Genomic DNA, 20,067 nt, shown 5'->3' with positions numbered 1-20,067 from the left:
TAGGGATCGTCTGCAAGACACAGCCGGAGCACCGCGTCGGCTGTGTTTTGTCCCCATCGAGGGTGACGGCGGGACTCCCGTCGTCATCCTCATTCGACGGTAGGTCGCTTCCGTCCGGATTCCTTCGGGCTGCCGGCACACAGAGCCGGTGGCGCGCTGGGCTGTCCGCACAAGAACATCGGCCCCGTCCAGCGCTGCGATGTGAGGTTCGTCCCGCACGAGGTCTCGGGTGAGGACCGTCACGCCGTCGACCGCGTTCGGACCGACGACGACACTGTGCGCTCCGCCCAAGCGTCGCAACATTCAGTGTGCACGCAGACCGGTGAATCCTCCCTAGGACACTCCTACCGTCGAACAGGAAGGTGCAACCCGGTGGACGGGTCGCACTCGGCCCCTGTCGCTTCTCCTGCGGATCGATCGAGTGGGCACGAGTTCCCCCGTAAGGAGTTCATTCACATGACCACCGGACCTCACCTGCACGCGCCGTCGCACCTGCTCGAGGGGCCCCGAACGTACCGCATGCACCATGGCCTTCACGAACCCACCGCCGTTCTGCGCCGGGAGTTCCGCGGTGCCAGCCTGCAGGCGCGGCTTCTGGCACGGTCGATGCGGATGACGCTGCGACCACTGCTCGGACTGTGGGGCCGCGCCCCCGGACTGCCGTGGCCCACCGGGTTGCTCGACCTCGCCGGAACCCTGCTACCGCCCATCGAGGGAACCCGGTGTCGTCCGGTCGTCCTGACGAACTGTGGCGGGTCCTGGGTCGAGGCGCCCGGGGCCGGGGACGAGCGCGTCGTTCTGTACATGCACGGTGGCGCCTTCCTATGCGGTGGCCTGAAGAGCCACCAGCGCCTCGTCTCCCGGATCTCCGCGGAGGCCGAGGCAGCGGTGCTGGCGGTCGACTACCGGATGCTGCCCGCCCACTCCATCGGAGATGCGGTCGACGACGGGGTGGATGCCTACGAGTGGTTGCTGTCCCGGGGTTACCGGCCCGATCAGATCGTCGTGGCGGGAGACTCCGCCGGCGGTTACCTGGCATTCATGATCCCGCTGGCTCTGCGGGACCGGGGCTTGCCGGCGCCCGGGGCCATCGTGGCGCTCTCGCCGCTGACGGAGCTGGATCCCAGCCGCAAGCTGGGACATTCGAACGCGGAACGCTGTGCGCTGTTGCCGGGGAATGCGTTCGAGGGGCTGGCCGGTCTGTCCTACCGTCGCGACGCCCGCGTGCGTGCCGGGTCCGACAGGCCCGGCCGGGTGTGCCCGGTGGACGCGGATCTGTCGGGCATGCCGCCCGTCCTCATCCAGGTCGGCTCACACGAGTTGCTCCTGGTCGACGCCGAGCTGATCGCCGATCGCCTCGCCTGGTCCGGCACCCGATGCGAACTGCAGGTCTGGGACCGGCAGGTGCACGTCTTCCAGGCCGCGGCCGACCTGCTGCCCGAATCGCTGCAGGCGATCGGCGAGATCGGAGAGTTCATCCGGGCCACCGTTCCGAGCCGCATGGCGGCCGCCGGTTAGGCGGGGTGTCGGCGGCCGGGGGATCTTCGTTCACCTGGCCGATGCGGGAGTCGCGGTCGGCGCGGTGAGCACGGCCGAGCCGAGCCAATGGCACAGAGCCAGGGCGTTCTCGAGGTCGAGCCGGGACTCCCGCACGCTCCGGCCGAGCAGTTCTTCGGCCTTGTTGATCCGATACGCGACGGAGTTGCGGTGCATGTGCAACTGGGTCGCCGCGGCGATGTAACTGCCTCCGCTGGAGAGGAACTCGAACAGGGTACGACGCAGCTGCTCGGCGCCGAGATCGTCTGCGGCGAGCGGCCCCAGGACCTCACCGACCCACGACCGGGCCGCGTCGAGGTCGTGGCACATCAACGCCACCGCCCCGACCGCGCTGATCGGAACGAATCGCGGTCCCGGCAGCTGCGAGGCCTGCGCCACCGATCTGGCCTGAGCGGCCTGCCGATGGGTGCGGACGAACCCGTCGACTCCGTCCTGCGGGTCTCCGAAGGAAACGATGAACGGGCGCTCCCAGCCTGCGACGATCGGGGTCAGCTCCGTGAATTCGACCTGCGAGACCCCACCGAGCGGAATCCACGCCCAGCCCGTGTGTTCGTCGAACGGTTCGAACAGCGCCCGGCTTCCCGCCCCGAAATAGTCCGCGAGCGTGGTCACCGCCTGTTCGAGTTCGGTCAGCTCGTTGTCGGCGGTCTCGGTGTCGTCGGTCCAGACCATCACGCCCAGGTGGTGCTGGCCGAGCCGGTAGCCGAGGGTGGCTTCGGCGTCCGTGACCTCGATCGGGCGGCCCGCGAGGATGTCGTGGATCCGCGCGGAACGGGACGCGTTGCGGTTGAACAGCCACATGTCGCGCTCGGCCTCGTACACCCCGAGCAGGCGCTGGGACACCCCGTCGATGCCGGCGGACAGTTTCGTCAGGATCATCACGCCCGCCTGCATGACCGCCTCCGTGTCGTTGCCGAGGCCCGCGAGCACCTCGAGGCACCACCGGAGGATGCAGTCCTGGGCGAGGCGATTGCTCCGGTCCACGACCGTGACCGGTAGTCCCTGCCGGGCGAGCGTCCGGACGAGACCGTACGACGCGTCGGGGATCTCGATCTCGTCGAGGTCGTCGCGCAGGAACCGGGTGATGACGGCGACGCCGTCCCACGCGGCCCGGTCGAGTGCGCCCCGGGTCGGACGATCCGCGGACATCGCGCCGATTTCCGAGGTGAGCCGGTCGATCATGGCTTGCGCGATCTCGCCTTGCCGCGTGACCGAGAGTTCGGCGACCTCGGCCACCAAGGCGCGGGCAACAGCACCGGAGTCGGCACCGCCACGAGCCTGGGCATGTACTTCGCGACCGGTCATCTTCCTCGTTTCCGGAGAACTTCCGATGAACGAGCGTACTGCGTCGGCGGGGGATCCGGCGGCCGATGCGCGGACGCCACCCGGTACGTCAGCTACGTCGAGCGGCCGCGAGCCGGACGTGGGTGTTGGCCGATCCGTATCCGTCGTACCCGCCGCGACGTTCCAGAATCTCGACCTGGAAGCCGCCCTCCCCCGGGACGGTGTAGGCGTGCAGCAACTCTCCCGTGGCGTTCCGGTCGTAGAGCAGATCGTGCTTACGGAGCAGGACGAGCAGATCGGGATCGAGGGCGAAGCGAGCGTCGAGATCGGCGTAGTAGTTGTCGGGTGGGCTGAGCAGTTCGACGCCGCGGGAACGGATGCGCCGCACTGCGTCGACGACATCGGGTGTCGCGAACGCCATCTGGGTGATGCCGTGCTGCTGTGCTCCGGCGCCGCTGTCGGAAACGGTGAGAGCGACACGCAGATCGCCCTTCTCCGCGCGCAGCGCGCGAATGCGCAGCCGTCCCTCCGGCTGGATGTATTCCTCGGAACTCACCGGGTGCAGGCCGAACAAGGTGCGGAAGAACGAGAGCTCTTCGTTGAGCTGATCGGCGGAGACGGCGACGTCGAGGTGGTCGAGCCCGAGCCACCCGTTATCCGGTGCGCGCTCGTCGTCGGCGACGAAGTCGGTGTGCCAGTCGTCGGTCTCGCCGGGTTCGGCGCTGACGAACACGTGCAGGCCGGACGGCGACGTGATCCCCGGCAGGTCGGCCTCGCCCTCACCTCGCGTCTTGTCGACGGCGGGCCACAACAGTGCCGCGGCGCGCTCGGCGACGTCCGCGACCGGCGGCGCGACCAGCCCGAACGCGGTCGCGGCGGGGCCCGGTGCTGCTTCGTTGACCACCACGTGCGCGCCGCCGTTGCGCCACCACACGACGGGTTTGGTGCGATGCCGACCCGCGACGTGAAAGCCCAGTCCGGACAACAGGCCGGGATATACCGATCCGGTGGGGTCGGACAGTTCGACGAACGCGACGTCGGTGCGGCGCGGGACCGGGGGTGCGACGGAGATCTGTTCCCGGACGGGTCCGGACAGGCGCTCGCCGAGCTGATCCTCGAGGAACACCAGCGATCGCATTCCGTCGCGGGCGGTGACGAACGGATCGGCCTCGCGCACGACGTCGCTGAAGATCTCGAGGGACAGCGGTCCGCGGTAGCCCGCCTCGAGCACGGCCGCGACGACCCCGGCGACGTCGAGCGTGCCCTGACCGGGGAAGCACCGGAAGTGCCGGCTCCACTCGAGCACGTTCATGTCGAGCAGGGGTGCGTCGGCCACCTGGAGGAACCCGATGCGGTCACCGGGGATCCCGGCGAGGGCCGAGCCGTCGTCGCCGCGCGCGAGCATGTGGAAGGTGTCCACCGCGAGGGTGATCGCGGGGTGGTCGGCGCGGAGCACCGCGGCCCACGCCCGGCCGACGCGATCGACGTGCCGTCCCCAGGCCAGGGCTTCGTACGCGACGGTGATTCCGAAGGACGCGGCGAGTTCCCCGACCGCGTGCAGTTGCTCGGCCGACAGGTCCGGGTCGTCGACGGCGTCCGGCAGCGCGTTGGAACACGCGAGTACCGTGCCGGCGCCGAGCGCGGACGCGACCTCGAGCTTGCGGCGCATGCGGTGCAGGACGGCGGGGAATCGTGCGGGGTCGACGCCTTCGACGTCGCGGATCGGCTGGAACAGGTCGACCGTCAGGCCCAGGTCGGCGCATCGGCGGGCGATCTCCTGCGGCGGGAGCGGGGATGCGACGAGATCGTTGTCGAAGATCTCGACGCCGTCGAACCCGGCGGCGGCGATAGCCTCGAGTTTCTCCTCGAGAATCCCGGACAGGGACACGGTCGCGATTCCACGGTGCATCAGCTGGTCAGCTCCTCGAAATGGCGCAGCATCCGGTCCGCGTCGGGTTTGCGGCCGGTGAAATATTCGAACGCGCCGACCGCCTGGAAGACCGCCATGCCGCCTCCGGGCACGACGCGGCACCCGCGGGAGCGGGCGAGCCGGACGAATTCGGTTTCCAGCGGGAAGTAGACGACGTCGGAGACCCACAGGTCGCCGTGGACGAGGTCGGCGGGCACGGGCAGCCCGGGATGGCCGGTCATGCCGGTCGGGGTCGCGTTGATCAGTCCCTGCGCGCCGGCCAGCGCGCCGGCGAGATCGGTGGTGGCGGTGATGCGGTCGTCGCCGAATCGTTTGGCGAGGCGGGTCGCGCAGTGCTGGGCCTTGTCGGTGTCGACGTCGACGATCGACACGTGCGCCGCGCCCTGGTCGAGCAGCGCGTAGGCGACGGCGGATCCGGCGCCGCCGGCGCCGACGAGCACGGCCCGGTCCGACACCGCGTCGGGCAGCACGCGCCGGAACGCGCGGCCCCAGCCGGACCAGTCGGTGTTGCGGCCGAGTGCGCGACCGTCCCGGAAGACCACGGTGTTGACCGCGCCCAGGTCCTCGGCGTCCTCGGTGAGTTCGTCGAGCAGGTCGATCACGCGCTGCTTGAACGGGTGCGTGATGTTGAGTCCGTCGAAGCCGAGGCGGCGGGCCCAGTCGAGGACCTGCGGCAGTTCGTCCGGGCCGAAGCCGAGCCGTTCGGCGTCGATCAGCCGGTAGGCGAGGCCGAGGCCGGATTCGTGTCCTTCTCGTTCCTGCATGGCGGGGGTCAGGGAGCCGCCGATGCCGGCGCCGACGAGGCCGAGGACGAAGGTGGGGTGGTCAGTGGTGGGCATCGTGTCGTTCCTCGATGTGGTTGTCCAGGGCGGCCGGGCCGTTCAGTGCCGCGACGTGCCGGACGGCGTATTCGTAGCCGGCGGGTCCGATCCCGGCGATGACGCCGGTCGCGACGGGCGCGATGTAGGACAGGTGCCGGAACGGCTCTCGCGTGTGGACGTTGGTCAGGTGCACCTCGATCACGGGTGCGGCGACGGTCGCGAGCGCGTCGCGCACGGCGACCGAGGTGTGGGTGTAGGCCGCCGCGTTGATCACGAGGCCGCGGACCCGTTCGCGGACGTCGTGGATGTGGTCGACGAGGGTGCCCTCGTGGTTGGTCTGGCGGAAGTCGAGGTCGTAGCCGAGGTCGGCCGCGGTCCGTTCGCAGAGTTTCTCGATGTCGTCCAGGGTCGCGGTGCCGTAGAGGGCGGGTTCGCGCCAGCCGAGCAGGTTGAGGTTGGGTCCGTTGAGGACCGCGATGGTGGGGCGGGTGGTCATCGCGGCGCTCCGACCGGGACCGGCGAGGTGTGTGTCTCGGGTGTCGAGCCGAGGTCGGGGGTCGCGATCTTGTGGGTTCCGTTCGGTCCGGTGGCGACCGCGACGGCGGCGATGACGACGGCTCCGGCGGCGAACAGGGCCACGCGATACCAGTTGCCCGCGTCACCGTTCATGAGCGAGCCGGCGATGGCCGGGGTGAAACCGGCGAGGGCGAAACCGAACTGGGTGCCGATCGCCATTCCGGACAGGCGGACGCTCGTCGGGAAGTATTCGGCGTAGGTCGCGGGCCAGCAGGCGTTGGGCATGCTGTAGACGACGCCGGCGAGCAGGATTCCGGTGATCAGGACGAGGGGGACGTCGCCGCGGGAGATCGACCACAGGAACGCCGTGACGAGGATGGCGCTGCCGATCAGGCCCGTCAGGAACACCGGTTTGCGGCCGATCCGGTCCGAGAGCATGGCCCACAGCGGGATCGTGCCGACGGCGATGACGTTGGCGATGATCGCGAGCCACAGCATCGTGCTGGAGTCGATGCCGATGTCGTATTCGTCGTCGGTCGCGAAGTTGAGGGCGAAGACCTGGAAGGCGGTGTTGACCATCGCGATGAAGGACGCGAAGAAGACGCGCAGGACGCCGCGCCAGTGGTCGCGCAGCAGGAGGGACAGCGGTGCGCGCGGGACCTCGGCGTGTTCCTGTTCGGCGTGGAATTCGGGTGTCTCGTCGAGGGTGCGCCGGATGAGGAATCCGACGAGGACGACGACGGCGCTGAGCCAGAACGGGATCCGCCAGCCCCAGGCGTGCAGCTGTTCGTCCGACAGCAGCGCGGCGAGCGGGAGGAACACCGCCGGTGCGAGCACCTGGCCGCCCTGGGTGCCGCTGAGTGTCCAGCTGGTGAAGAAGCCCCGCCGGTGGTCGGGGGCGTGTTCGAAGGACATCGAGTTGGCGCCGGCCTGTTCGCCGGCGGCCGAGATTCCCTGGAGGAGCCGGAGGACGACGAGCATCGCCGGGGCGAGCAGGCCGACCTGACCGTAGGTGGGCAGGCATCCGACGAGGAAGGTGGAGATGCCCATCAGCAGGAGGGTGCCGATGAGGATCTTCTTGCGGCCGTAGCGGTCTCCGACGTGTCCCATCAGGAAGGAGCCGAAGGGCCGGGCGATGTAGGCGACGCCGAAGGTCGCGAGGGAGGCGACGGTGGCGGCGGCGCGGTTTCCCTCGGGGAAGAAGATCGTGGGGAACACGAGCGCGGCGGCGGTGCCGTAGATCGCGAGGTCGTAGTACTCGAGGGCGCTGCCGCTCCAGGCGGCGAGCGCCGCCTTGCGCGGCGTCCGCTGCACGGTCGTTGTTTGGGTCATGAGACTGCTTCCGTCGGTCGCATGGTCATTGTCGGTCGATTCCGACGCTAGGGGTGGCCGAGGTCACACGGCAATCGTTTGCCATTCTTTGCCATACTTGCGCCATGGCTTCCGAACCGGCCGCTCGGCACCCGCGCAAGCGCGCCACCATCACCGACGTCGCCCGGGCCGCCGGGGTCGCCGCGTCGACCGTTTCCCGCTCGTTCACGAACCCGGGCCGGGTCAACTCGAGCACGCGCGAGCACGTGCTCGAGGTCGCCGCCGAGCTCGGCTACTCCCCGAATCCGATGGCCCGCGCGCTCGAGTCGGGGCGCACCAACACCCTCGCCCTGCTCGTGCCGGACATCACGAATCCCTATTTCGCCGGGGTGATCAAGGGCGCCGAACGCGCGGCGGCCGCGGCGGGACGCACCCTGGTGCTCGGGGACACGCAGGAGAGCGCGGCGACCGAGGCGCGGCTGCTCCAACGTCTCGGGCCGGCCGTGGACGGTTTCGTTCTCAGCGCCTCCCGCATGCCCGACGACGACCTCCGGCGCGCCGCCGAACTGAACACCATCACGCTGGTCAATCGGGCAGTGCGCGGATTCTCCTGCGTCGTGGCCGATTACGATTCCGGTACCCGCCAGATCGTCGACCACCTCGCGTCGTTCGGACACCGGTCCCTGATCTTTCTGGGCGGCCCTCCCGAATCGTGGTCGGGCGCCCGGCGCTGGTTCGGTCTCCGCGCGGCGGCGCAGGAACGCGACATGGAGGTGCGCCGGTTCGGCCCCTACTCCCCCACGCTGGGCGGCGGTGCCGCGGCGGCGGACGCGGCGGTGGCCGCCGGTGCCACCGCGGTCGTCTGCCACAACGACATGCTCGCGCTCGGCGTGCTGCGCCGACTGCACGAACGCAGGGTCGCGGTCCCGGAGGACATCAGCGTCGTCGGATTCGACAACATCTTCGGCTCCGACCTGTGCACCCCGACGCTGACCACGCTCGCCGAGCGCACCGAGGATGCGGGGTCGCGCGCGATCGAGATGCTCGGGCGGCAGACCTACGAGGGGGTGGTGGAACCGGCCGCGAGTGTGCTGCCGACCCAGTTGGTCGTGCGCGGGTCCACGGGGGCGGCGCCGTCCTGACGCGGCAAATTACATCAAATCGATTTGATGTATCGGTGATATCCTGGGGTTATGGCGTCGGCACTTCCCGTTCCGTCCTTCGTGCAGCTCGCCGCGCATCCGGTGCGGTGGCAGCTGCTCACGATGCTGTCCGGCAGCGACCACCGGGTCCGGGAGATGGTGTCCCTGATCGGGGAGCCGCAGAACCTGATCTCCTACCACCTGCGCCTGCTCCGCGACGGCGGCCTGGTGCGGGCCACCCGCAGCAGCTTCGACGGCCGCGACAGCTACTACCACCTGGACCTGGACCGGTGCACCGAGATGCTGGCCGGCGCCGGCGCCGCCCTGCATCCGGCGCTGGGCCGCACCCTCGCGCCCCCTCGACCCTCCCCGGCCCCGGCACCGGTGTTGTTCGTGTGCACCGGCAACAGTGCCCGATCCGCGATCGCGGAGGCGCTGCTGCGGTGGCGCACCGACGGCGTCGTCGAGGCGATCAGCGCCGGGACCCGACCCAAACCGGACATGCACCCCGACACGGTGCGGGTGCTGCGCGAGGAGTTCGGGATCGACCTCGGCGATCGGCGCCCCCGTCATCTCGACGCCCTCGCAGGTCGTCGGTTCGGCACGGTCGTGACCTTGTGCGACAAGGCCCGCGAGGTCTGTCCCGAGTTCGGCGACGACGACACCCGCCGGATCCACTGGAGCATCCCCGATCCGGCAGCGGCCGGCGGTGCCGACGAGGACACCTATCCGGCCTTCCGGGCCACCGCCACCGAGATCGACACCCGCATCGGGTACCTGATCGCGACTCTCACCACCCCCACCATGACAGGGAGTATCCGATGACCACCTCCGACGACTACGTCAGTGTCCGCTACCTCGTCGACGACGTGCCCGCGGCGATCGACTTCTACACCCGCCGTCTCGGCTTCACCGTGCTCACCAACCCCGCCCCCGCCTTCGCCGACGTGATCCGGGGTTCGTTGCGCCTGCTGCTGTCCGGCCCGGCCAGTTCGGGGGCTCGCGCCACGCCGACGGAGTTCGCGGGTCCGGGCCGCAACCGGATCCATCTCGTCGTCGGCGACCTCGACGCCGAGATCGCCCGCCTGCGCGGGGACGGCGTCGAGTTCCGCAGCGAGGTGGTGACCGGGCCGGGTGGCCGCCAGATCCTGCTCGCCGATCCCGCGGGCAACCTCATCGAGCTGTTCCAGCCCGCCGCTCGGGACGCCTCCACGACCCCCTGAGCCGACCTTCACGCATTCGAATTCGGACGAAAGCCCCCACCGCTCCGAAATCGGACCCTACGGTTTGGCGGAACCCGCTCGGATGCCGTACAAATTGTGTCGTGTCACACAGCTGTGATGTGAATCATGGTTCGAGGCACATTCCGGCGGGGTCGCAGGGGAACCCGCCACGACCTGCTCGCAACCCGAGCGGAGGAAACACATCCATATGCGTCTACCGATGTCGCCGACCGATTCGATGTTCCTTCTCGGCGAGACCCGGGATCGCCCCATGCACGTGGGCGGCCTGATCCTGTTGCAGCCTCGCGACGGCACGACCGCCGCCGACCTGAGCGCCCGGTTCACCGACTCGGTCCGCGACGACCACGTCGATCCGCTGTGGCGCAAACGCGCGGCGCGGTCGCTCGGCACGCTCGGCCAGTGGGCCTGGGAGGAAGACCGCGAGTTCTCGCTGTCGTACCACGTCCGGCGCAACGCGCTGCCGCGGCCCGGCGGCCTCGACGAGCTGTGGGACCTCGTCTCGCGGCTTCACAGCACCCTGCTCGATCGCCACCGCCCCCTGTGGGAGGTGCACCTCATCGAGGGTCTCGCCGACGGCCGCCTCGCGGTCTACACCAAGATCCATCACGCGCTCGCCGACGGTGTCGGCGCGATGAAGCTGCTGCGCCGGGCCCTGAGCCCGGATCCGGACCGCACCGGCATGCCCGCGCCGTGGGAACCGATCGAGCCGCCGAGCCGCACCCACACCGGCGGGACCGCACTCGGTCTGCCCGAGGCCGCGATGCAGACGATCCGGGCCGCCGCCGGGGAGGCGATCGGTCTCGTCCCGGCACTCGTCGGCACGGTCGATCGGGCGCTGCACGGCCGCGGTGGTTCCTTGTCTCTCGTTGCACCGAACACCATGATCAACGTGCCCATCTCCGGCACCCGCCGGTTCGCGGCCCGGTCGTGGCCGCTCGAGCGGCTGCGCGCGGTGGCGAAAGCCGCCGACGCGACCGTCAACGATGTCGTGCTCGCCATGTCGTCGGGGGCCCTGCGCGCGTTCCTCGGCGATCACGGCGAGCTGCCCGACAGGCCGCTCGTGGCGATGGTGCCGGTGTGCCTGCGGCCCGACAAGGGCTGCTCGGGCAACGAAGTCGGCGTCCTGATGTGCAATCTGGCCACCGACGTCGCGGATCCCGCCGAGCGGCTCGCGGCGGTGTCCGCGTCGATGGGACAGGGCAAGGACGCGATGCACGGGATGTCCCCGCTGTCCCGGCTCGCCACCAGCGCACTCGGCGTCGCTCCGCTGGCGGTCGGCATGCTCACCAGGAACCGGGCGCTGCCGCGACCGCCCTTCAACGTGATCGTCTCCAACGTGCCCGGCCCGGCGCACCCGCTGTACTGGAACGGCGCGCGCGTGGACGCGGTGTATCCGCTCTCCGTTCCGGTCGACGGCCAGGCCCTGAACATCACCTGCACGAGCACCGACGATTCCATCGCCTTCGGTCTGACCTCGTGCAGCCGGAGCCTGCCGCACCTGCAACCGCTGCTCGACCGCCTCGACGACGCCCTCGTCGCCCTCGAGCGCGCCCACGGTCTCGAGCCCCGGCCGGCCGCGGTCACCGTCGACCCGCTGCCCTTCCGCTCGCCGGATCCCGGGTCCCGACCCGTGCAGGTCGTGGCAGAACCGGCACCCGCGCACGCGGGTTGAGCCCGGACCCGCGCGGAGCCGTAAACGGTGGCCCCGAGTGGGCCGCCTGGGTCGACGGATCGCCGCGACTGCTGTCCCGGATCGTCGACGAGTGGCGGTTGACGCCAGACGGCGCCGCGATCCACGGGCACCGGTCGCTGGTCCTGCCGGTGCGCGACGCCTCCGGTGACCTGGCCGTACTGAAGGTCGGCTTCCCCGACGAGGAGTCCGCACACGAGCACCTGGCGCTGCGGCACTGGCACGGTGACGGCGCGGCGCAGCTCGTCCGGGCCGATCCCGCGCGCCGCGCGCTGCTGCTCGAGCGGCTCGGTTCCGAGGATCTGACCGGGTTGTGGGACGTGGAGGCGTGCGGGATCGCCGGCGAGCTGATGCGGCGGTTGCACCGTCCGGCGGTCCCGCGGCTGCGGCGGTTGTCCGCGTATATGGGGCGTGAGGCCGAGATTCTGGAACGGCTGCCCCGCGATGTTCCGATCCCTCACCGGCTGGTCGAGCAGGCCGCGGCGCTGGCGCGGGAGCTGACAGCCGACGAGGGCGCGTCGTCGGTGATGCTGCACGGCGATCTGCACTACGGGAATGTTCTCGCCGGGGAGCGTCGGCCGTGGCTCGCGATCGACCCGAAACCGTTGGCCGGCGACCGGAACTTCGAGCCGGCGCCGCTGTTGTGGAACCGGTGGGACGAGCTGGCCGGCGATGTCCGCGGCGGGTTGTTGCGCCGGTTCGAGGCGGTGGTCGATGCCGGGGAGCTCGACGAGGAACGGGCGCGCGGTTGGGTGGTGGTGCGGTCGGTGATCAACGCGCGGTGGACGCTCGACGAGGCTCGGGGTCCTCTCACCAGGGAGCAACGCGATCGCGTGACGCGGTTCGTGACCATCGCGAAGGCAGTTCGACGCTGAGTGCTGCGGGGTACGCTCGCCGTCAGCGGTGTCCCGGACGGAAGGACTCGGAACGTGTATTCCTACAAGGTGGTCGAGCTCCGGGAGAAGATGCTCGGCGGAAAACTCTCCGGTGAGAAGCTCGAGAAGGTTCTCAACGAGCACGCGCGAGACGGCTGGCAGCTCAAGGCGATCACTTCCGCCGACATCAAGGGACGCGTCGGACCGGGTGGCGTGGAGGGCCTGTTGATCACGTTCGAACGCCGGGACTGATCCACGGAACGGACGGTCGTCGATCGGAGCGACCGCCGGATCGGGATGCGGGCGTGCTTGCCTGTCGTCGTGATGTTCCGGGTCGGAGCACCGTGCGGTGGCGACTCTGCCGAACCGGTGCCCTGGCAGATCGTGCCGTTCGGGAAGTGGTTCGTCGTGCCGTAGTCCGACACGGTCGGCGGGTGATGCGGGTGCGGCGGCCCGGTCCGCCTACCCTGTCACGGTGAGTGAAACAGTGCAGTCCCATCCCGGCGGGGTCGAGGACCCGATCGCGCGGGGTGAGCGGCTGCGGCTGTTCTCGTTCGCGACAGCGGAGAAGCGCACCGAATATCTGTGGGTGTTGCGGGCGTTCGACCATGCCCGCGCCAACTATGTGGTGTTGCTGCATGCCGGGGAGGTCGCGTCGATCCTCGGGCGGATCGGCGGGGACGATCCGGCGGCGGCGTTGTCGGCGCAGGACGTCACGCCGCTGCTCGAGCAGCTGCACGCGTGGGGTCTGCTCGAGCGCAGCTACGACGGGACGCGGGCGGCGACACTCGCCGAGTACCGCAATCGGCATTTCGTGTATCAGTTCACCCGGCCCGGTTATCACGCGTTCCGGGCGGTGGAGGACGTGCTGAGCGGCCGCGGGGAGGATGCGTCGCTGTCGCGGCTGGCGCTGGCGGATCTGCTGGCGGATCTGACCGATCTCGCGGCGGCGAACGAGGCGGGTGACGGGGAGCTGGTCATCCGCAAGCTGATGCGGCTCGATGCGACGTTGTCGGACATGGCCGAACGGGCGGCCCGGTTCTATCTCGTGCTCGGTGACATGGTGCGGACCACGGAGATCACGCCGGAGGTGTTCCTCGCGCACAAGGACGCGTTGCTGATGCACATGCGCGAGTTCAGTTCGGATCTGGCGCGGTTCGCGCCGAAGCTGACCGCCGCGCTCGAGCGGGTGCAGGCGACCGGTGTCGAGCAGTTGTTGGCGCGGGCTGCGGCCCACGACGAACGGGTGTTGTTGCCGGTCGAGGAGCGGGAGGCGGACTGGCGGTCGCGGTGGCGCGGCATCGAGCACTGGTTCGCCGGGGTGGGGTCGGCGCCGAGCGAGGCCGATCGGCTGCGGGAGGGCACGATGAGCGCGATCGCCGCGGTGCTGGCGTTGCTGCGGCGTGTCACCGAGACCCGCAAGGGCGGGGTGAGCCGGGAGTCGCAGTTGCGGCACCTGGCGGGCTGGTTCGCGGCCGCACCGAGCGAGGAGGCGGCGCACGCCCTGTTCGGGGTGGTGTTCGATCTGGGCCGGCCGCGGCATTTCGCGATGCCGCACGCGGATGCGGAGGCGGTGCCGATCGGGATGTCGTGGTGGGAGGCGCCGCCGGTGGAGATCTCCCGGACGCTCGCCGAGACGGGCCGGACCCCGTCGGCGGGGGCGCCGGGCAAGGTGGTGCGGAACGAGTCCGGGATCCGGCGGCTGCGGGAGGTGCAGCTCGCGGCGCAGCGTCGCCGCGCGGCGGCCGCGGCGTCGCTGGCCACCGGGGGTGTGCGGGAGCGGGAGTTGTCGGAGGCCGAGACCGAGGTGCTGTTGGGTCTGCTGGATGCGGCGTTGTCGGCGCGGGTGCCGATCAGTGCCCGTGTGGGTGATGCGGCGACGGGTTCGGGGAACGGGGTGACATTGACGTTGACGCCGAGCGCGGAGTCGATGGTGGTGCACACGGCGCGGGGCCGGTTGCATCTGGACGGCCTGTCGGTGGACGTGCGGTGAAGGCGCGGGGCATTCCGTCGCTCGAGCTGGATTCGTTCCAGCGGGCGGTGCGGTTGATTCTCACTCACCATCTGGTGACGGTGTCGTATCCGGATCCGAATGCGCTGCCGCTGGTGCGGCGGTGGGCGACGGAGTTGCGCGCGGATCTGCTCGAGGCGTTCGGGTATCGGCTCGAGGTGACCGAGACGACGGCCCGGTTGTTCACGGTCGCGGATCGGCTCGACCCGGGGGCAGGTACGTCGACGGTGTCGGATCGGCCGTTCGATCGGCGGCGCTACGCGTATCTGGCGTTGGCGCTGGCGGCGTTGGGGCGGGGCGGGAATCAGATCAGCCTGTCCGAGCTGGCCGGGCACGTGGCGGCGGAGGCGTCGCAGGTCGACGGGGTGGAGCTGGCGGCGGACCGGGCCGCGGACCGGGATGCGTTCGTCGATGCGGTGGCGTGGTTGTGCACGCGGGGTGCGATCACCCTGGCCGACGGGGATGCCGGCCGGTGGGCGTCGGATCCGGAGGTCGGTGAGGCCTTGTACGACATCGACCGGGCGGTGGTGACGGCGTTGTTCCGGCCGCCGCGGGTGTTGCAGCATCTGCGGTCGGTGCGTGGGCTGCTGGCCGACGGGGGCGTCCCGGCCGATCCGGAGCGTCCGGTCGCGGCGGCGGAGGTCGCGCGGCGGGTGCGGCGGGCGCTGGTGCAGCGGCCGGTGTTGTACGCGGAGGAGCTCGACGATGCGGAGGCGTTGCAGTTGGCGTTGCCGCGGACCGCGGCGGACGTGGAGTTGCTGACCGGTCTGGTCGCCGAGCGTCGCGCCGAGGGCGTGGCGCTGGTGGATTCGTCGGGCCGGCTGTCGGATCTGCGGTTTCCCGGGACCGGGTCGGTGGCGCAGTTGGCGTTGCTGCTGGCCGGGGAAATCAGCGCCCGGGTGCTCGACGCGGGGGTGCCCGAGGACGAGGACGCCGGGCTGCTGCGCATGCCGTTGCCCGCGGACGGTCACGAGGCGCTGGTGGCGGCGGTGGATGCGGCAATCCCCGCGGCGGGGGTGTTCGCGGCGCTCGCCGTGGAGGACGGCGCAGAGTCGGGGTCCGACCCGGCGCCGGAGCCGGAGCCGGCCGAGGAGCGGCCGGCCGCGCTGCATCCGCTCATCGAGGACGGGTGGCTGGCTTCGACGGTCGGGCAGCTCGTCGACGCCTACGGGCGCACGTTCGCGGCGCAGTGGCAGGCCGATCCGGCCGGGTTGGCCGCGGCGGCGCTGGATCTGCTGGAGAAGCTGCGGCTGGTGGTGCGGGTGCCCGGTGGGGTGCTGGCGTTGCCGGCGCTGGCGCGCTACCGCGGGGTCACGGTCACCGTCCGGGAGCGGGACCCGCAGATCGATCTGTATCCGGGAGACTCGAGCGAGGCGGAGTTGTCATGAGCAGTGCCCGTTTCCGGCCGACACGGGCCGGGATCATCAACCTGTGGGACTACCGGGACCAGGAGTTCTCGTTCGCCGACGGGCGCCTGGTGCTGCGCGGCCCGAACGGGTCGGGCAAGACCAAGGCCCTCGAGGTGCTGTTCCCGTTCGTGTTCGACGGCCGGATCGAACCGCGCCGTTTGAACCCGTTCGCCGGTGAGGAACGCACGATGCGGTCGAACCTGCTCTACCGCGGGCAGGACAGCGCGTATTCGTATGTGTGGATGGAGTTCTGCCGCGGTGACCGTGACGATCCGGAGGCCGTGACGGTCGGCATCGGGATGCGCGCCACCCGCGGCAACGACAAGGTCACCCGCTGGTATTTCGTCGTCGACGGCCGGGTCGGGGTGGACTTCTCGCTGCTCGACGCCGAGGATCGGCCGCTGACCCGCAAGCAGTTGATCGACGAGGTCGGTGCGGACGCGGTGTCGGATCGGCCGGTGGACTACCGGGCGGCGATCGACGCGCGGCTGTTCGGGCTCGGCGCACAGCGGTACGACCAGCTGATCAATCTGATCCTCACGCTGCGGCGGCCGCAGCTGGCGAAGAATCTCGACCCGAAGGGGTTGTCGCAGGCGTTGACCGACGGTCTGCGGCCGCTGGACGACCGGCTGGTGCTCGAGGCGGCCCGCTCGTTCTCCGACATGGAGGAGGTCGCGCGGGTGCTCGAGTCGCTGTCGGCGGCGGACGAGGCGGCGCAGCGGTTCGTCACGGTGTACGGGAGGTATCTGCGGCAGCAGGCGCGGGCGGACGTCGAGCAGGTCGCGGCGCGGCTGGCGGCGGTCGACGCCGGGATCGAGACGCTGCACGGCGCGGCGGCGGACCGGCTGCGGTCCGGGACCGAGCGTGCGACCGTCGAGCAGCAGCTCGCCGAGACCGAGCGGGAACTCGAGCAGGCCCGCGCGAATCTCGAGGCGCTGCAACGCTCGAGCGCGTACGAGGGCAAGCAGCAGCTCGACGACCTGGCGCAGGCCGTCGCGAATCTCGAACGCACCACCATCGCGCAGGGCGAGCAGGCCCGGCGGGCGCAGGCCACGCTCGCGCAGCGCACCGAGGAAACCGAACGCGCGGCCGCCGCGGTGACGGCGGCGGCGGCGGCGCTCGCGCGGGGCGAGGCGGCGCTGGCCGCGGCGTCGGAGGACGCGGGAATCGTCTGGGCCGCACCGCAACCGGATGTGCGTGCCGAGCAGCTGGCGGCCGCGATCGACGGGCACGTGGCCGAACGCGAAGCCGATGTGCAGGCGGTGCGGTCGGCGCTCTCGCGCGTCGAGGGCGCCGCGTCGGCGCGGACGCGCGCGGAGGCGTCGGCGCAGCGGGGCCGCGCGCAGCTGGACACCGCGCGGGCCGCGGTCGAGGCGGCGGAGACGATGGTCGAGCTCGCCCGCGCCGAGACGGCGAATCAGCTGCGCACCTGGTGGGGTGAGCACGGCGACGAGTTCGCGGCGGCGGGGGTCGCGACCGGGCTGCTCGACGCCCTCGACGACGCGATCGCCCGCGCCGGCGACGACGATGCGCCCGCCCCGGCGGCGGTGCTGGCGGCGCACACCGCGTCCGCGGTGGAGGAACTGAAGTTCCGGCGGCGGTCGTGCGCGGCGGACGCGGAGGCGCTCGAGGCGCGGATCGGGGAACTCGAGTCCGAGCGGGCGGCGATCGCGGCCGAACATGACGACGCTCCCCCGCCGTTCCCGGCCCGGCGCGGCGACCGGGAGGGTTTGCCGGGTGCGCCGTTGTGGCGGCTGGTGCGGTTCGCTGACGAGGTCACGCCGGAGGCGGCGGCCGGGATCGAGGCCGCGTTGGAGGCGGCGAATCTGCTGGACGGCTGGGTGTCCGACGAGTCGGTGCCGGCAGCGGACACCGAATCCGGGCAGTTCCTGGAGCCGCTGCCGGCGGCGCAGCGTCCGGCCGGGCGCACCCTGGCCGATGTGCTGGTCGCCGAGCCCGATGCCGGTGTTCCGGAGCAGCGGGTGCGGGATCTGCTCGCGTCGATCGCGTTGACCCCGGCGGACGGGTCGGTCGCCGTGGCCGTCGACGAGAGCGGCCGGTTCCGGCAGGGCGTGCAGGTCGGGCGCCACGGCAAGGACCACGCGGAGTTCATCGGGGCGACCGCGCGGGCGCGGCGTCGGCAAAGCCGGATCGCGGATCTGGACAGAATGATCGCCGAGGCGCGAGCCGCGGTGGAGGCGCTGGGCGCGGACCGGCGCCGGCTCGGGGAGCAGCTGACCCGGCTCGAGCGGGCCGCGTCGGCGTTGCCGCGCACGGGCACCGTGTCGGCGGCGTTGCGGAAGGTCACCGAGTGCGCCGGCGCGCTGCGGACCGCGACGGAATCGGCCGCGGCGGCGGACCGCGACTTCGATCAGGCCCTGGCCGAGCATGTGGCGCGGGAGCAGCAGGTGCGGGCCGCGGCGGCCGCGCATCGCGCCCCGCACACCGCCCGCGAGCTCGACGCGGTCGCGGCGGCGATCCGGCACTTCCAGTCGCATGGTCAGGCGCTGCTGCGGGCCCGGCGCGAGCACACCGCCGAGCTCGAGCGGGCGCGGGATGCGGCGGCGCGGCTCGACGAGGCGCGGCGGGCCGCCGAGGAGTCGGCCGAGCAGGCGGCGGTCGCCGAGGAGTCGTTGACGGCGCAGCAGCAGCGGCTCGAGACGCTGCGGGACGCGCTCGGTGCCTCCGCGGAACAGATCGACGAGCAACTCGAGCAGGCCCGTGCGCGGATCGAGGCGGCGAAGGCGGCGCAGCGCACCGCCCGCAAGGCGTACGACGCGGCGATCGAGCGGATCGGCAAGGCCGAGGCGGCGCACACCGCGGCCGAGCAGACGCTGCGGTCGGCGCTGGTGGAGGCGCTCGCCGACGCCGAGCACCTGGCCCCCTATGCGCGCCCGGAGTTGTTGGGGCTGTTGGGGATCGAGCAGCCGCACGCGTGGCCGGCGGGTCCGGCGGCGTGGCTCGACGCCGATCAGCTGGTGTATCGGATCCAGCGTGACACCGGCGAGGAGGTGCCGGTGCTGCCGGCGGAGGTGTCGGCGCTGTTCGCGTCGCTGCTGGCGGCGACCGAGTCGGTGACGGTGTCGGAGTCGGCCCGCAAGTCGACGCGCACGGCGCTGACGTCCGCGTTGCAGGAGTTCGATGCGCAGCTGGCGGCGGCCGGTCAGGACTATCGGCTGCACTGGGACGCCCCGGACGGGGTGACGGTGGTGCGGGTGCAGGACGAGCAGGGGTTCTCGTCCGTCGGGCAGTTCGCGACGCGGATCGCCGCCGCGCGCCGGGAGCAGGAACTGCTGCTCACCGACGCCGAGCGTCGCATCCTCGAGGACGCGTTGCTGACCGGGCTGGCGCAGCAGATCCACGAGCGCACCGTCGACGCCCGCGCGCTGATCGCCCGGATGGGCGCCGAGATGCGCAAGCGGCACATGTCCTCGGGCAACACGATCGGGGTGCACTGGGCGTTGGCCGATCATCTCGACGACCGGTCGCGGGCGGTGTGCCGCTTGCTGGACCGGGACGCGTCGGCGTTGGGCGCGGACGAATTGTCCGAGGTGCGCGCGCATTTCGCGGCGCAGATCCGCGCCGAGCGGGCGGCGCACCCGGAGCGGTCGTACCCGGAGATCCTGGCCTCGACGCTGGACTACCGGCGGTGGCGGGTGTTCTCGTTCAGCCTGATCGCCGCGGACGGCACCGAGGACCGGTTGACGGTGGCGCGGCATTCGGCGCTGTCCGGGGGTGAGCAGTCGGTGTCGCTGCATCTGCCGTTGTTCGCGGCGGCGCACGTGATGCTCGATTCGGCGGATCCGCACGCGCCGCGGCTGCTGGCGCTGGACGAGGCGTTCGCCGGTGTCGACGACACCGGCCGCAGCGAGTTGCTGAGCCTGTGTGTGCAGTTCGACCTGGATCTGTTCATGACCGGGTTCGACCTGTGGATCACCTACGCCGGCGTGCCGGCGTGTGCGCACTACGACCTGGCGCATTCGGTGGCCGAGCACACGGTCGCAGCGACGCTGCTGGTGTGGTCGAGCGGGGATCTGCTCGCCGAGCACGACGGGTCGGAGCTGACCGCGGCGCTGGGTTCGCCGGGAACGCGGCGGGTGCTCGCGCCGGTCGAGGGGGCGCTCGAGTTCGCCTAGCGACCCGGCCGGCGGGGTGCCTGCTCCCCGCCGTCGCCCGATATCCCCCGTGCGGGGGATGGTCACCGGCGCGGCCGCGGGCTCACACTGACGGTATCGGCAGTACCGCCCGGTCGCGTGAAGCGTAGCGGAAAGACTTTC

General features: G+C 71.2%; 15 protein-coding genes. 10 read left to right on the top strand and 5 right to left on the bottom strand.

Annotated features, from left to right (window positions below):
- Positions 1 to 456: 456 nt before the first annotated feature.
- Positions 457 to 1,518: an alpha/beta hydrolase gene (locus ACWDTS_RS06040; protein ID WP_231609872.1), complete on the top strand. Its 1,062-nt coding sequence runs from the start codon at positions 457 to 459 to the stop codon at positions 1,516 to 1,518.
- Between the two features lie 30 nt (positions 1,519 to 1,548).
- Here the strand turns inward: ACWDTS_RS06040 and ACWDTS_RS06035 are convergent, their stop codons facing one another.
- The 5 genes from ACWDTS_RS06035 to ACWDTS_RS06015 all read right to left on the bottom strand — a co-directional run bounded on the left by ACWDTS_RS06035 (position 1,549) and on the right by ACWDTS_RS06015 (position 7,440).
- Positions 1,549 to 2,862 (bottom strand): PucR family transcriptional regulator, encoded by a 1,314-nt coding sequence (locus ACWDTS_RS06035; RefSeq protein ID WP_197250485.1) that lies wholly within the window; start codon positions 2,860 to 2,862, stop codon positions 1,549 to 1,551.
- Between the two features lie 88 nt (positions 2,863 to 2,950).
- A complete protein-coding gene (locus tag ACWDTS_RS06030; RefSeq protein WP_450117798.1) occupies positions 2,951 to 4,750 on the bottom strand; it encodes a TIM barrel protein in 1,800 nt (599 codons plus the stop codon).
- Positions 4,750 to 5,610: a shikimate dehydrogenase gene (locus ACWDTS_RS06025; protein ID WP_450117797.1), complete on the bottom strand. Its 861-nt coding sequence runs from the start codon at positions 5,608 to 5,610 to the stop codon at positions 4,750 to 4,752. Before ACWDTS_RS06025 ends, ACWDTS_RS06030 begins: the two co-directional genes overlap by 1 nt.
- The gene (aroQ, locus tag ACWDTS_RS06020) at positions 5,597 to 6,088 is read right to left on the bottom strand and encodes a type II 3-dehydroquinate dehydratase (RefSeq protein WP_450117796.1); all 492 of its coding nucleotides are present in this window, start codon (positions 6,086 to 6,088) and stop codon (positions 5,597 to 5,599) included. Before aroQ ends, ACWDTS_RS06025 begins: the two co-directional genes overlap by 14 nt.
- On the bottom strand, positions 6,085 to 7,440 hold the full coding sequence (locus tag ACWDTS_RS06015; protein WP_197250488.1) for an MFS transporter: 1,356 nt from the start codon (positions 7,438 to 7,440) through the stop codon (positions 6,085 to 6,087). Before ACWDTS_RS06015 ends, aroQ begins: the two co-directional genes overlap by 4 nt.
- 104 nt (positions 7,441 to 7,544) lie before the next feature.
- On the opposite strand from ACWDTS_RS06015, the gene ACWDTS_RS06010 reads away from it, so the two are divergent.
- From ACWDTS_RS06010 to ACWDTS_RS05970, 9 genes are all read left to right on the top strand, one after another.
- Positions 7,545 to 8,561 (top strand): LacI family DNA-binding transcriptional regulator, encoded by a 1,017-nt coding sequence (locus ACWDTS_RS06010; RefSeq protein WP_197250489.1) that lies wholly within the window; start codon positions 7,545 to 7,547, stop codon positions 8,559 to 8,561.
- 51 nt (positions 8,562 to 8,612) lie between these two features.
- Positions 8,613 to 9,386 carry an arsenate reductase/protein-tyrosine-phosphatase family protein gene (locus ACWDTS_RS06005; protein WP_197250490.1) on the top strand — a complete coding sequence of 258 codons (774 nt, stop codon included), beginning with the start codon at positions 8,613 to 8,615 and terminating at the stop codon, positions 9,384 to 9,386.
- The gene (locus ACWDTS_RS06000) at positions 9,383 to 9,784 is read left to right on the top strand and encodes a VOC family protein (RefSeq protein WP_197250491.1); all 402 of its coding nucleotides are present in this window, start codon (positions 9,383 to 9,385) and stop codon (positions 9,782 to 9,784) included. The genes ACWDTS_RS06005 and ACWDTS_RS06000 overlap by 4 nt, the downstream gene beginning before the upstream one ends.
- A gap of 220 nt (positions 9,785 to 10,004) precedes the next feature.
- Positions 10,005 to 11,477 (top strand): WS/DGAT/MGAT family O-acyltransferase, encoded by a 1,473-nt coding sequence (locus ACWDTS_RS05995; protein WP_231609875.1) that lies wholly within the window; start codon positions 10,005 to 10,007, stop codon positions 11,475 to 11,477.
- Positions 11,478 to 11,575: 98 nt separating this feature from the next.
- Positions 11,576 to 12,370, top strand: a complete 795-nt coding sequence (locus ACWDTS_RS05990) for an aminoglycoside phosphotransferase family protein (protein WP_450117795.1) — start codon at positions 11,576 to 11,578, stop codon at positions 12,368 to 12,370.
- A gap of 54 nt (positions 12,371 to 12,424) precedes the next feature.
- Entirely contained in the window at positions 12,425 to 12,622 is a 198-nt protein-coding gene (locus tag ACWDTS_RS05985; RefSeq protein WP_197250494.1) for a DUF4177 domain-containing protein, read from the top strand.
- Between the two features lie 286 nt (positions 12,623 to 12,908).
- Positions 12,909 to 14,363: a TIGR02677 family protein gene (locus tag ACWDTS_RS05980; protein ID WP_450108571.1), complete on the top strand. Its 1,455-nt coding sequence runs from the start codon at positions 12,909 to 12,911 to the stop codon at positions 14,361 to 14,363.
- Positions 14,360 to 15,769 carry a DUF2398 family protein gene (locus ACWDTS_RS05975; protein WP_450117794.1) on the top strand — a complete coding sequence of 470 codons (1,410 nt, stop codon included), beginning with the start codon at positions 14,360 to 14,362 and terminating at the stop codon, positions 15,767 to 15,769. The genes ACWDTS_RS05980 and ACWDTS_RS05975 overlap by 4 nt, the downstream gene beginning before the upstream one ends.
- Positions 15,766 to 19,926, top strand: coding sequence for a TIGR02680 family protein (locus ACWDTS_RS05970; protein WP_450117793.1), 4,161 nt, complete (start codon positions 15,766 to 15,768; stop codon positions 19,924 to 19,926). The genes ACWDTS_RS05975 and ACWDTS_RS05970 overlap by 4 nt, the downstream gene beginning before the upstream one ends.
- The last annotated feature ends 141 nt before the right edge of the window (positions 19,927 to 20,067 follow it).

The sequence above is a fragment of the Rhodococcus sp. NPDC003383 genome, from assembly GCF_053589115.1.
This window is presented reverse-complemented; position numbering and strand designations above follow the sequence as displayed.